The organism is Kribbella sp. HUAS MG21 (assembly GCF_040254265.1).
Lineage (GTDB): Bacteria > Actinomycetota > Actinomycetes > Propionibacteriales > Kribbellaceae > Kribbella.
Map to the genome: position 1 here is coordinate 2,938,349 of NZ_CP158165.1, position 12,894 is coordinate 2,951,242.

Genomic DNA, 12,894 nt, shown 5'->3' on the forward strand with positions numbered 1-12,894 from the left:
CAATGACGGACATATACAAGACACCGCTCCTCACCGCACGCGAGGCGGCAAGGACCCTCAAGATGCCTGAGTCGACTCTGGACGCCTGGCTCGCCGACGGCTCGCGGCCGTCACTGGTGCACGCCGTTCGTCCTGAGCGACGCGGCTGGCCTCGGGTGCCGTTCGTGGGCGTCGTCGAGGCTTTCGTCCTGCGAACGCTGCGTGAACTGGGCTTCTCGATGCCCAACATCCGGCGGGCGGCCGACCTGGTGCGTTCCGAGTTCCAGGACCCCTACGCGCTGGCTCGGGCGCGGATCGCTACCGACGGCGTTGGCCTCTTCGTCCGGGTCGCGGACGAATCGCTCATCCACGCTCGGGACGATCAAATGGCAATCCCCGAGGTCATCGCCGAGTACCTGACTTACATCAGCTGGGATGCGAAGGGCAACCCTGCACGCCTGCGTCTGCCGCAGTACCCGGCCCGGGCTGAGGTGGTCATCGACCCGAGTTTCGGCTGGGGCGCGCCAGTCCTGGCGAGAAGCAAGATTCCAGTCGATGCGCTGGTCTCGTTGTGGCGTACTGGGGAACCGATCAGCGTCGTTGCGGACGAATTCGACCTGCCCGCGGATGTAGTCGAAGATGTGCTCCGCCAAGCAGCCTGAGTACTTCTTCGACCGTAGCCTTGGGAAAGCATCCGCCGCGCGTCTTCGCGACCTCGGCTGGACGATTCACCTGATCGCGGACTTCTATCAGCACGACGCGACACGGATCCCAGACGAGGAGTGGATCGCCGAGGGCTGCTCCCGTGGGTGGTTACTGCTCACCAAAGACAAGCGAATCCGCTACCGAGAGCACGAGCTGAGTGCCTTGGAGGCTGGTCATCTCTTCTGCCTTGCCTCGGGGAATCTGGGCCTGGACGAGATGGCCCGGCGCTTCGTCGACGCCGAGCGCGCGATGCTTGCGGCGACGCACAGAGCCTCCGTTGGCTTCTGGCACGTGCATGCAGGAGGTCGGATCACGAAGATGTGGCCCTGAGCGTTCCCGGTCGGCGACAGCCTGTCAGCGGTAGGTGATCTGGCGTTCGGCGGCGGCGCGGGCGGCGTACTCGGCGGGGGTGAGGCCGATCTGTTGCTTGAACTCCTTGGAGAAGTGGGCCTGGTCGAAGTAGCCGAGGGACGCGGACAGCTCCGCCAGCTCGGCTGCTTCGCCCTGGGCGAGCAGTTCGGCGCCGTCGTGCAGGCGATACCGGCGCAACACCCACTTCGGGCCGACACCGACGTACCGGCGGAAGAGCCGCTGGAGGGTGCGTATCGGTACGTCGAAACGCTCGGTGATCTCGTCGACGCGCGCCAGCGAACGGTCGGCCGCCATCGTCGACACGATCTCCCGGACCAGCTCGTACGACGGATCGGGCGGCGCGAGGTGGTCGCGCAGGAACGCCTCGAACACCGCGCGCCTCCGGACGTCGGACTCGGCCTCGAACATCAGGTCCGCGAGCCGGTCGCCGTCCGGGAACACCGCCGTCAGCGGCAGCACCTCGTCGCGGAACGACCCGACGTCGAGCCCGGTGATCGCCCCGAACCCGCCCGCCCAGAACTTCACCCCGAAGGCCCGCCCGCGCCCCCGGAGTTCGCGTTCGAACTTGCGAGTGCAGACGCCGTTCACGAACGCGCCGCCCGGCTGCTCGAAGGTCACGTTCACCGCCGGGAACGGCAGCACCTCGGCGGTGTACGGCTCGTCGAGATCCCACTCGACGATCCAGTACCACTCCACGAACCGCCCGGCCTCCGGTCCCGCCGCGAGCCGGTGCAGCGTGCGGTGCCGGGCCTGCTCCCGCGGGTGCAGGATGCCCTTCTCGCTGTCCGGTGGCTGGCTCATCCTGGCTGTCGCTTTCTTACAAGACCGGCAAGGCCTCCGGCCCGTTGACTGGAGGCATGACGACGAACACGGTAAACCCCATCCCCGACGGTTATCACTCGCTCACCCCGTACCTCGCCGTGTCCGACGGGCCGAAGGCCATCGAGTTCTACACCTCGGTGTTCGGCGCCGAGGTGGTCAGCCGCCAGGACATGCCGGACGGCCGGGTCGGTCAGGCCGAGCTGCGGTTCGGCGACTCGATGCTGCAGCTGAGCGACCAGATGCCGCAGATCGGGCTGCGGGCGCCGAACGGCGAGTGGGTGCACTCGTCGCTGGTGCATTACGTGCCGGACGTGGACGCGACGTTCGCGAAGGCGGTCGCGGCCGGTGCGAAGCCGGTCGAGCAGGTGCAGACGTTCATGACCGGCGACCGGTACGGCACGGTGATCGACCCGTTCGGCCACCGGTGGGCGATCCTGACGAAGGTCGAGGACGTGTCGCGCGAGGAGGCCGACCGGCGGGTGAAGGAATGGCTGGCGACCAACCCGGAGGGCCTCGACTAACCCGGGAACGAGGAAGCGGCCCGCCGGAACCGTCCCCTGCGGCAGTTTCGGCGGGCCGCTGACTAAGAGTGTGCACGTGATCACGCAAAATGGCAACCCGTCGCCTGAGGAAACAATGACTACGGCCTTGTGGACAGGGCCGGAAGCCGGGATCCCGGTTCCGGTAGGCTTTGGTCGCAAGAGCCTGGATGCGTCGCCGGATGAATGTCCGGTGAACGTCTCCGGGCTTCACCGTTTCCAGCGCGGGTCGCCACGGGGTGTGAGGCCGGCGCGTGAAAGAGGAGGGCTGAGATGCCCGCAATCGTGCTCGTCGGCGCCCAGTGGGGCGATGAGGGCAAGGGTAAAGCGACCGATCTGCTCGGCAACACGGGCGAGGTCATCGACTACGTGGTCAAGTTCAACGGCGGCAACAACGCCGGCCACACGGTCGTGATCGGGTCCGAGAAGTACGCGTTGCACCTGCTCCCGAGCGGCATCCTGACACCGGGCGTCACGCCGGTGATCGGCAACGGGGTCGTGGTCGACCTCGGCGTGCTGTTCGAGGAGCTCGACGCGCTGCAGGCGCGTGGAGTGGACACGTCCCGGCTGGTGGTCAGTGCCAGTGCGCACGTGATCCCGCCGTACAACCGGACGCTGGACAAGGTCACCGAGCGGTTCCTGGGCAGTCGCCGGATCGGTACGACGGGCCGTGGCATCGGTCCGACGTACGCCGACAAGATGAACCGGATCGGCATCCGGATCCAGGACCTGTACGACGAGAAGATCCTCGAGCAGAAGGTCACCGGCGCGCTGGAGCAGAAGAACCAGCTGCTGGTGAAGGTGTACAACCGGCGCGCGGTCGAGATTCGCGAGGTCCTCGACGAGCTGCTCGGGTACGCGGACCGCCTGAAGCCGATGGTCGCGGACACCAGCCTGGTGCTGAACCAGGCGCTCGACGCCGGCAAGACCGTGCTGATGGAGGCGGGCCAGGCCACGCTGCTCGACGTCGACCACGGCACCTACCCGTTCGTCACCTCGTCGAACGCGATCTCCGCGGGCGCCTGCACCGGCACCGGCATCCCGCCGACCCGGATCGACCGCGTGATGGCCGTCGTGAAGGCGTACACCACCCGCGTCGGCGAGGGCCCGTTCCCGACCGAGCTGCTGGACGCGGACGGCGAATGGCTTCGCCAGCAGGGCTTCGAGTTCGGTACGACGACCGGACGCCCGCGGCGCTGCGGTTGGTACGACGCGGTGATCGCCCGGTACGCCGCTCGCGTGAACGGCGTCTCCGACTTCGTGCTGACCAAGCTCGACACCCTGACCGGCCGCGAGAAGATCCCGGTCTGTGTCGCGTACGACGTGAACGGCGTGCGGCACGACGAGATGCCGATGACCCAGACCGACTTCCACCACGCGGTCCCGGTCTACGAGGAGTTCGACGGCTGGAGCGAGGACATCTCCGGCTGCCGCACCTTCGACGACCTGCCGAAGGAGGCGCAGAGCTACGTGCGCGCCGTCGAGTCGCTCAGCGGCGCCCGGATCTCGGCGATCGGCGTCGGCCCCGAGCGCAGCCAGATCGTCCAGCTCTGACGAAGCCCGGCCTCCCCGTCGTCAGTTACCGATGACGGGGAGGTCGCGGATGAACGGCGCGTTCCGCAGGTCGCCGAGCGTCGGCCGCTCGATGTTCGGCGTCTCGATCGGGCTGCGGGCCCACTCGGCGCCGGCGCCCTGCGTCGCCTGGTAGAAGGCGATGCCGCCGATCGCGAGCAGCACGACCGCGATCAGAGCGGAGAACCAACGCGGCCGGAACGTGTTGCGGGCCGTGATGTGCGCACCGCGGCGCAGCGAGCTGCCGCCAGGGCCCCACCAGCAGCAGAACAGCGCGGTGAGCGCCGCCGTACCGAAACCGACGGCGGACAGGGGCTGCCAGTCGAGTCCGTTCGCCGATGCTGCGACACCGGTGACGACGCCGCCGACCACGACCGCTGTGAGCAGCGGCAGGATCAGGCACGGCAGGGTGATCAGCAGGGCGGTGGCGAGTTGCACGGGGCTGGCGGCCACGGCGACAAGGCCGTCCGACTTCCCGGCGCGGCCGCGGACCTGGCGGCGCCGCATCAGCGCCGTACTCGAGCGGTCGACCGTGCGTGCGAGGACCAGGAGCAGGATGGCGACAACCGCGCCGAGGCCGGGTGTCAGCGCGACCAGTCCGGTCAGCGCGATCATGAAGCCGACGACGACCGCGGTACGACGTCCGGTCGGTGGGGCCTTGACGGGATGCGCGGGCTGCACAGGTACCGGCTGGGACGACTGCTGGTACGGCACCGGCGCAGAGCTCTGGTACGGCGGCTGGAAGGGCTGCTGGTACGGCGCCGCGTAAGGAGCCGCGTAGGGCGCCGAGTAGGGCTCTGCGTAAGGCGCCGGCTGATAAGGCCCCTGAACGGGCGCCTCCGCGACCGGCTTCTTCGTGGCGACGTCCCGGAGCTTGTCCCGGATCGGGGCGAACGCCGACAGCGGCGGAATCACCTGCGGCACCAGCTCGGCCACCTGGGTCGGTGTGGGGCCGGTCGGCTCTTCCGCCACCGGCTCTTCCGTCGGCGCGTCCAGAGGCAGTTGCTTGGTGACGAGCTTCGTCGGCGCCACGGCAGCCACGGTCGGAGCCTCACGCGGCGGCAGCGCGTCACGGCCCTCGGCGTACCGGTTGAGCCCCGTCATGATCTCTTCCTGCGTAGGCCGGTCGGCCTTGTCAGGGGACAGCGCAGCAGCGAGCAGTGACTTCAGCCGCGGGTCCAGCCCGTCCAGGTCGGCCTGCCCGGAGTGCACGCGCGCCAGCACCGCCTCGAACGGGCCCTTGCCGAAGGGACGACGGCCGGTCGCGGCGAACGCGACGGTGGCTGCCCAGCCCCACCAGTCCGCGGACTGCGACACCATCTCGCCCTCGATCAGCTCCGGCGCCAGGTAGCCCGGCGTACCGATCACGAGGCCGGTCTGGGTGAGGCGCAGGTCGTCGGCGGCCTGGGCGATGCCGAAGTCGATCATCACCGGCTTGCCGTTGCACATCATCACGTTGCCGGGCTTGAGGTCGCGGTGGATCACCCCGACCGCGTGGATCGCCTGCAGCGACTCGGCCAGGCAGCCGGCCAGCGGGAGCCACTTGCGAGGCGTCAGCGGACCCCGCTCGTCGACCTGCTCGTCCAGCGGACGGCCCGGGACGAAGCGGGTCACCAGGTAGGGCTGCTCGCCCTCCAGGTCGTGGTCGAGGATGCCTGCCACACCAGGGTGGTTCACCTTCTGCAGCGTGGTCGCTTCGCGCTGCAACCGCGCCCGCGCGATCGGGTCGTGCGCCACGTGCGGCCGCAGTACCTTGAGCGCCACCTCCTCGCGCTCCGGTCCTTCTGCCAGGTACACGACGCCCATGCCGCCCTGTCCGAGCCGCCGGATCAGCCGGTACGCCCCGACCCGCTCCTCCACCTCCTCTTCATGGGTGGAAGGCGGTCCCCCTGTGACTGACATGCATCTACGGTACGTCGCCGGCAGACCAGGTGGGGGCGGCCGGCCGACCGCCCCCACCTGCTCCGCTCAGCTGATCGGCAGGCTGAACGTCAGCAGCCCTGCGCCGACAGCGTTGGTGATCCACGGACCTGCTCGCAGGTGTGCCTGATAGGTGAGAGCGGTCGCTCCGGTCGGCGGACCGGACAGCTGCAGCACCAGCTTGCCCGGCTCGTACGCGACAGACGTCACAGTGACCGCGGCACCGTCCACCCGGAAGTCAGCAGCCACACCGTCGTCGACAGTCAGCGGGTCGGTGGAGCGCAGTCGCACAGTCAGCTGCGAGCCGGTTGCAGTGACATCAAGCGGGTTCGGCGGAGCCACGCCGGCGGACGGGCCGCCGTACAGGTCGCGGGCCACCACGGCGTACGCGTGGTCGCCCATCTCGCGGTACCCACCGGCGTACGCGTAGTGGCAACCGTCGTGGCCGGACAGACCTGTGGTCGACAGCACGGTGACGCCGTGTGTGTCGCCCAGCTGCCGCTGTGCCTCACGCAGGTTGATGCTGGTGGAGTTACCGCAGGGGGACGTGCGCACTTGGTAGACGTAGTACTTCGGCGCCGTACCGAAGTCCGCGCGCCAGTCCTGCAGGAGTGACGTGAAGCCGCTGACGTGCACAGCCGCGTTGTCGCTGTCGGACTCGCCCTGGTACCAGAGGACGCCGCGGATGTGGTCGATGACTCCGGCGGCCACCAGGCGCTGCCGGAGCCGGCCGTAGTTGGTGCTGAGGTCGTCGGGGTTCGCGTCGTTGCGCTGGAAGAAGGCGATCGGCCGGCCGCCGTGCGCGCCGTTGATCAACGCGATCGGCACCTGGTACTTGTCGACCAGCTGCCGTCCCATCCGGATCGCCCACTGCCCGACCGACCCGGACTGACGGGACACGTCGCCGGTCGCGTAGCTCCAGACCCGGTCCGCCGCGGAGATCGACGGATCCGAGACCGGGCTGCCGAAACTCCGCAGGTACGGCGATTCCTCGCCACTCGCGGCTCCGTTGTACATCGACGCTTCGGCGTTCGATTGCCCCTGGACGACGTACACGTCACCCGCGGCGACGCCGTCGCGGCGCGCGACGACCCGCCCGAGCGCCTTCAGTTCGAACGTGTACTCGCGAAGCCCGGCCTTGATCCGCGGCGTGAAGCGGAACTCTCGCGACGCTGACGTGTAGACCTCGGTCTCGCCGTTGCTGGTCACGGTCAACTGCACGCTCTTCACGCGCGGATCCGTCATCCGGCCCGCGACCGGCACCGTCGCACGACCGCCGGCGTCACGGGGCACCAACTGCCGGTCCTGCGGCGCCTCCGTCAACTCGACCAGCGACTTCCGGACGTACGCCGTGAATCGCCGCTGTGTGTACTGCGCCGCGTTGCCGGCGAAGGTCCAGTCCGGGTCGGCGGTGGGCCGCGCGCCGATGCCGAGCGACAGCAGGCTGGTGGCCGACTGGGTGAAGGTGTTGATCGCGAACACCGGCTTCGCGGGCACACTCGACGGCCGCGTCGCCCCGACCTGCGAGACCTGGAACGAGCCGTAGCCGAGTGGCGTGGTCGGGCTGTCGTCGGCGTCGAACGTCGTCGCCGATCCGTTCGCGACCTGTGCGCTCGCGGTGCGCGCGTACTGGTTCGGCCACATCTCCAGGTAGCCGGACTGGCCGCTGCCCTGGGTCACGCCGGGCACGTTGGACAGCACGTCGAGATCGCCGACGCGTTGCCGCACGATCTCGCCCGGCCGGGTCGGCAGGCCGATCCGCCGGGCGTCGGTGGTGAACGGCTCCATCGCGGTCCACACCCACTGCGGACCGTCCGGGCCGTTCAGTTCGAGGCAATAGCCGACTCGGTCGAAGCCGGTGCCGATCTCGGCGGTCCGGTCGAGGCTGTACGGCGGGGTGGTGTTGAGGTAGTTGGCGCGTTCGGGCAGCTCGAGTTGCAGCACCGGAGTGAATCCGGCGGAGGCAGCGTCGCAGCCGGCGGCTGCGGTGGCCTGAGTAGGTACGGCGGCCACGGTGAGGCCGGCGTACAGGGAGGCGAGGGTTGTGACAACAGCAGCGGGACGTCTCAAGGCGGACCTCCGAGGGCGGCGGGGTGTCTCCACCAGATGTAGCCGCCCGGCCACGCCGCGTGCGACCCGCAAGCGCTCAGCGGCACCAACCGTGCGCCGAGAGGTTGGCCAGAACTTTGCGAACACCGTCCAGGTGGTCACTGGCTCCCGGCGCGGCCGCCCAGTTGGGTTGGGGTATGCGAATCGAGCTGCTGGTCTTCGACGGTGTGGACGAGATGGACGTCATGGGCCCGTTCGAGGTGTGGAGCCACGCCGCGCGCCGGCCGGAGTTCGAGCTGGCGCTGGTCGGGCTGGACGGGCCGGTCGAGGTGACCGGTTTGCACGGCCTGCAGTTCAAGGCGCCTGAGGGACTCGGGCGACCCGATGCGCTCTTCGTCCCTGGTGGCGGATGGATGAACCGCGCCGAGCACGGCGCCTGGGCCGAAGCACGTCGCGGAGTGATGCCGGCCAGGATCGCCGAACTCGCGCCGACGCTGCAATGGATCGGGTCGGTGTGCACCGGCTCGATGCTGCTCGCCGGGGCCGGCCTGGTGAAGGGCCGGCCGGCCACGACGAACCGCGGCGCGTGGAAAGAGCTGGCGGAGTTCGGCGCCGAGGTGAAGACGAACCGGGTTGTGGACGACGGGACGCTGATCACGGCCGGCGGCATCACGGCCGGGATCGATCTGGCCCTGCACGTCGTGCAGCGCGAACTCGGCGCCGACGTGGCCGATGCGATCGCGGGCACGATGGAGTACACCCGCGATCGCGACGTCTACAGCTCAGCGCGCTAGCTCGGGATAGACCGCCGTCAGGTCGAGCGCCGTCGCGGCCTTCGCGCCGCGTGCGGTCTCGTCGGCCAGCACTTCGTACGCGCCGGACTCGATGCCGTCCAGGGCCTGCTTGGCGATGTCCTCGGGGCGCGACTTCGGCCCGGGCACCGCCGACACCATGTCCGTGTCGACGTACCCCATGTGCAGGCCGGTGACGCCGATCCCGCGGTCGAGGAGTTCGAGGCGGATCGCGTTGGTCTGCAGCCAGAACGCGGCCTTGGTCGCGGAGTACGCGCCGTGCCGGGCGACCCAGGACAGCGCCGAGTGCGCGTTCAGGATGTGGCCGCCACCGTTGCGTTCGATGATCGGCACGAAGGCCTTGGTGACCTGGAGCGGGCCGAAGAAGTTCGCGTCGAAGACCGCGCGGACGTCCTCGATCGGCGCGTCCAGATAGCTGTTCGGCGAGCTCGCGCCGGCGTTGTTGATCAGCACCGTGACGTCCGGCGCCGCCGCGGCGAGCGCGTCGATCGAGGCCTGGTCGGTGACCTCGAGCGGCAGCGGTACGACGCGCGGGTCGCTGCTCGGCCGCGGGGTGCGGGCGGTCGCGTAGACCTTGGCGGCGCCGCGGGTGAGCAGGTCGTCGACGATCGCGCGGCCGATGCCGCGCTGGCCGCCGGTGACGAGGACGACAGCGCCTTCGAGTGTGGTCATGAGGGAACTCCTTGCGAGAAACCGATCTGTTTCCAGAACCGTAAACCGATCGGTTTCCGATTTCAAATCGAGCCGGTACGCTTCAAGGCATGAGTACTTCGGCGACACCCCGCGAGCGACTGCTGGACGCCGCGGGCGAACTCTTCTACCGCGACGGCGTCAACATCGGAGTGGACGCGCTGTGCAAAGCGGCCGGGGTGTCGAAGAAGTCGATGTACCAGCTGTTCCGTTCGAAGGACGAGCTGATCGCGGAGAGCCTGGCCAGTCGCGGTCCGGCGTACCAGTCGCTGCTGTACCCGGCCGGCGAGGACGGGCGGACGCCGCGTGAGCGGATCCTCGCGGTGTTCCGGCGTCAGGACGACCTGGTTGCGGCGGGCAACTACCTCGGCTGCCCCTATGTGAGTACGGCGGTCGAGCTGAAGAACCCGGAGCACCCAGGGTCCGTCGTCGCGCGGCACTTCAAGCAGCAGCTCACCGACTTCTTCCACCGGGAGCTCGCGAAGGCGGACGCGGACGACCCGGCGACGCTGGCCGTCCAGCTGACGATGATCTTCGACGGCGCCAGTGCGCGCGCGGTCGTCCGCGCGCAGCCGCTGGGCGGTATCGGCGCCGTGACCGCCGGGGCGCTGCTCGACGCGGCGGGCGTCCGCGCGAGCGAGCTCGCGATGCACTGACGCCTCGGGATGCAGCTCGCGATGTACCGCACGATGAACCTCGCCACGGACTGACGGCGCCGGCTGCTAACGTTCCGCGTCGTGGAGATCCCGGCTGAGTTTCACGAGCTGCTGTCGTCGAACGCGGTCGCGATGGTCGGCACAATCGGCCGCCGCGGTGAGCCGCAGGTCACGCCGCTGTGGTTCCTGTGGGACGGCGAGCGGGTCCGGTTCAGTCTCGTGGACGGCCGGCAGAAGCTCCGCAACCTGCGGCGCAACCCCGCGATCTCGGTCGTGATCGTCGACCCGGCGCGTCCGACGTACTACCTCGAACTCCGCGGCCGGATCGACGACCTGGTGCCGGATCCGGAGTTTCAGCTGGAGCAGGCGGTCGCACGGAAGTACATCGGCGAATGGACCGACGTGGAGCCGCCGGGCACGACACGGTACGCGACGAGCGTCGTCGTCGAGCGGATCACCAGCCAGCTCGGGTTCTGACCGCGGACGGGACCGAAAGGCCTTCTGTTCCACGGGAAATGGGACAACCGGGCGAGTTGTTCCAGTGAAGTTCCGGTACCGGCGGGCTCTTGACCGCGGTCACCGGGCGTCGTGACACTGCCGTGGAAACCGCTGTCCTACCGCCCCCGAAGACAGGACACCGCCCATGCGAAAGAAGTCCTTGATCCTGGCTGCCGCCTGCGCGGCGCTGGTCGCCGGGTCCCTCAGCAGCCCAGCAGTCGCGACCTCACAGGCGCCTTCCGAGGCGCCGGCCGCCTTCACACACCCTGGCGTCGGATCGAGCCGCGCGCAGCTCGACTTCGTCCGCGCCAAGGTGCAGGCCGGCGCCCAGCCCTGGACGAACGCGTTCAACCAGGCCAAGAACAGTACCTACGCGTCCCTCACCCGGACGCCGAAACCGCGCGCCGTCGTCGAGTGCGGTTCGTACTCGAACCCGAACTACGGCTGCACCGACGAACGCCAGGACGCGATCGCGGCGTACACCGACGCCCTGCTCTGGTACATCACCCGCGACGACCGCTACGCCCAGAAGTCGATCGAGCTGATGGACGCGTGGTCGGCGACCATCCGGGACCACACGAACAGCAACGCGCCACTGCAGACCGCCTGGGCCGCGTCGTCCTGGCCGAAGGCCGCGGAGATCATCAAGCACGCCTACGGCAACTGGCCGAACTCCGGCCGCTTCGCCACGATGCTGCGCAACGTCTACGTCCCGGAGATCATCAACGGCTCGAACTCCAACGGGAACTGGGAGCTGAGCATCATCGAGGCCCTGCAGGGCATCGGCGTGTTCCTCGAGGACAGGGCGATCTACGACAAGGCGATCGCGCTCTACAGGCTGCGCGTACCGGCGTACGTGTATCTGGAGTCGGACGGTGCGCTGCCGAAGACCGTGCCGAGCCAGAACCTCAACACCCGCGAGAAGATCGTCAGCTACTGGCAGGGCCAGGGGACGTTCGTGACCGGTCTGACTCAGGAGACCTGTCGCGACTTCACGCACACCGGCTACGGCATCTCGTCGATCTCGCACGTGCTGGAGACGGCGCGGATCCAGGGCATCGACATGTACCCGGAGTTCGGTGAGCGACTCCGGCAGGCGCTCGGCTTCCAGGCCAAGTGGGAGCGGAACCTGGAGCCGGTGCCGTCGTGGCTGTGCAAGGGCACGCTGCACCGCGGCCTCGGTCCGATCACCGAAGTGGGCTACAACGCGCTGCACACCCGTCTCGGTTACGCGATGACGAACACGCAGGCCCTGACCGAGTCACGGCGTCCGGCGGGCACCAACAACCTGTTCGTCGCCTGGGAGACCCTGACTCACGCAGAGAACCCGTCCTGACACCAGCGTCCGGGAGGGCTGAGCTCTCCCGGACAGCTCAGCAGTGCGCCTCGCCGCGCTTCCAGTAGCCCTGGAAGGAGATGGCGCTCTTCGGCATCCCCACCGCGTTCACGAGATGCCGACGTACCTCTTTGATCATCGACGACTCACCGGCGACCCAGGCGTAGTCCGGGTCGAACGGAAGCTCAGCCGCCTTGAGAGCGTCCAGCAGCGACCCCTCGGTGACCCACGTGACCTGTGCGTCGCTAGCCAGCGGCCGGACGTCAGCAACATCAGGTACGGCGACGAAGGCCACGGCCTGCACTCCGGCCGGCAGATCCTCCAGGATCCCGGCCAGCGCCGGAAGCGCCGTCTCGTCCGCTACGAGCACCCGGCGCGCGCTGGTCGCCGGCGGGACGTAGTCGACGCCGGAGTGCAGCAGGCCCTTCGTGCTGGTCTTGTCGACCGCGAACGGGATCAGCAGCCCCACCTCGTCGCCCAGCTGCGCTTCGCTCACCCACGCCGAGGCAGGTCCGTTCACACCGTGCAGGACGAACTCGATGTCCATCTCGGCCACCTCTGGGCGCAGGGCGCGCACGGTGTAGGTCCGCATGATGAAGCGCTCCTCCTCCGGCTGCGCACACCAATCGGCGTACCACTCGGGTCCCGACGGCAGCTTGATCGCAGTGCCGTTCGGCGGCGTAAGCAGCACCTTGATGCGCTGGTCCGGGCCGGCCGTGACCGCCTCCGCCAGCCGCGGTGCGACGAACGTCACGCGGCGCAGGTGCGGGCTCACGTCCTCGACGGCCGCCACGGTGGCCAGGAGCGAGTCGAAAACGATCGGTCGCTCGAGCACAGTCGTCATGCGAGGTTTCTCCATAACTCAGCAGGGGAGCCTCGGATGCGGACCCGAGGGCGGCCAGGTTATTCTGAGGCGTCTAGAGGTTAGCCTTACCTAAGAGGAT

13 protein-coding genes are annotated in these 12,894 nt (G+C 68.9%); 8 read left to right on the forward strand and 5 right to left on the reverse strand.

Translation table 11 applies throughout. From position 1 onward, the window contains the following. Positions 1-2: 2 nt before the first annotated feature. Entirely contained in the window at positions 3-641 is a 639-nt protein-coding gene (locus tag ABN611_RS14350) for a DUF433 domain-containing protein (RefSeq protein ID WP_350280360.1), read from the forward strand. After that, positions 619-1,014 (forward strand): hypothetical protein, encoded by a 396-nt coding sequence (locus tag ABN611_RS14355; protein WP_350280361.1) that lies wholly within the window; start codon positions 619-621, stop codon positions 1,012-1,014. Before ABN611_RS14350 ends, ABN611_RS14355 begins: the two co-directional genes overlap by 23 nt. 24 nt (positions 1,015-1,038) lie before the next feature. On the opposite strand, the gene ABN611_RS14360 is transcribed toward ABN611_RS14355, so the two are convergent. Further along, positions 1,039-1,857 carry a helix-turn-helix domain-containing protein gene (locus tag ABN611_RS14360; RefSeq protein WP_350280362.1) on the reverse strand — a complete coding sequence of 273 codons (819 nt, stop codon included), beginning with the start codon at positions 1,855-1,857 and terminating at the stop codon, positions 1,039-1,041. A 56-nt stretch (positions 1,858-1,913) separates the two neighbouring features. Here ABN611_RS14360 and ABN611_RS14365 point away from each other — a divergent pair, with 56 nt between their 5' ends. Both ABN611_RS14365 and ABN611_RS14370 read left to right on the forward strand, forming a co-directional pair. Next, entirely contained in the window at positions 1,914-2,399 is a 486-nt protein-coding gene (locus ABN611_RS14365) for a VOC family protein (RefSeq protein ID WP_350280363.1), read from the forward strand. 291 nt (positions 2,400-2,690) lie between these two features. Continuing rightward, positions 2,691-3,971, forward strand: a complete 1,281-nt coding sequence (locus ABN611_RS14370) for an adenylosuccinate synthase (RefSeq protein ID WP_350280364.1) — start codon at positions 2,691-2,693, stop codon at positions 3,969-3,971. 21 nt (positions 3,972-3,992) lie between these two features. Here ABN611_RS14370 and ABN611_RS14375 read toward each other — a convergent pair whose 3' ends face one another. Continuing rightward, complete coding sequence (locus ABN611_RS14375; RefSeq protein ID WP_350280365.1) at positions 3,993-5,891, reverse strand: protein kinase; 1,899 nt, start codon at positions 5,889-5,891, stop codon at positions 3,993-3,995. A gap of 66 nt (positions 5,892-5,957) precedes the next feature. Then, positions 5,958-7,979, reverse strand: coding sequence for a sialate O-acetylesterase (locus ABN611_RS14380; RefSeq protein ID WP_350280366.1), 2,022 nt, complete (start codon positions 7,977-7,979; stop codon positions 5,958-5,960). Positions 7,980-8,155: 176 nt separating this feature from the next. Between ABN611_RS14380 and ABN611_RS14385 the strand changes: the two genes are divergently transcribed. Beyond that, entirely contained in the window at positions 8,156-8,752 is a 597-nt protein-coding gene (locus ABN611_RS14385; protein WP_350280367.1) for a DJ-1/PfpI family protein, read from the forward strand. Here ABN611_RS14385 and ABN611_RS14390 read toward each other — a convergent pair. Next, positions 8,741-9,442 carry an SDR family oxidoreductase gene (locus ABN611_RS14390; protein WP_350280368.1) on the reverse strand — a complete coding sequence of 234 codons (702 nt, stop codon included), beginning with the start codon at positions 9,440-9,442 and terminating at the stop codon, positions 8,741-8,743. The two genes, ABN611_RS14385 and ABN611_RS14390, sit on opposite strands and share 12 nt — an antisense overlap. An 89-nt stretch (positions 9,443-9,531) precedes the next feature. Here ABN611_RS14390 and ABN611_RS14395 point away from each other — a divergent pair, with 89 nt between their 5' ends. From ABN611_RS14395 to ABN611_RS14405, 3 genes are all read left to right on the forward strand, one after another. After that, positions 9,532-10,116 (forward strand): TetR/AcrR family transcriptional regulator, encoded by a 585-nt coding sequence (locus tag ABN611_RS14395; protein ID WP_350280369.1) that lies wholly within the window; start codon positions 9,532-9,534, stop codon positions 10,114-10,116. A gap of 81 nt (positions 10,117-10,197) precedes the next feature. Continuing rightward, entirely contained in the window at positions 10,198-10,593 is a 396-nt protein-coding gene (locus ABN611_RS14400; protein WP_350280370.1) for a PPOX class F420-dependent oxidoreductase, read from the forward strand. Positions 10,594-10,759: 166 nt separating this feature from the next. Continuing rightward, a complete protein-coding gene (locus ABN611_RS14405) occupies positions 10,760-11,950 on the forward strand; it encodes an alginate lyase family protein (RefSeq protein WP_350280371.1) in 1,191 nt (396 codons plus the stop codon). A 37-nt stretch (positions 11,951-11,987) separates the two neighbouring features. Here the strand turns inward: ABN611_RS14405 and ABN611_RS14410 are convergent, their stop codons facing one another. After that, on the reverse strand, positions 11,988-12,794 hold the full coding sequence (locus ABN611_RS14410; RefSeq protein ID WP_350280372.1) for a siderophore-interacting protein: 807 nt from the start codon (positions 12,792-12,794) through the stop codon (positions 11,988-11,990). Between the last annotated feature and the right edge of the window lie 100 nt (positions 12,795-12,894).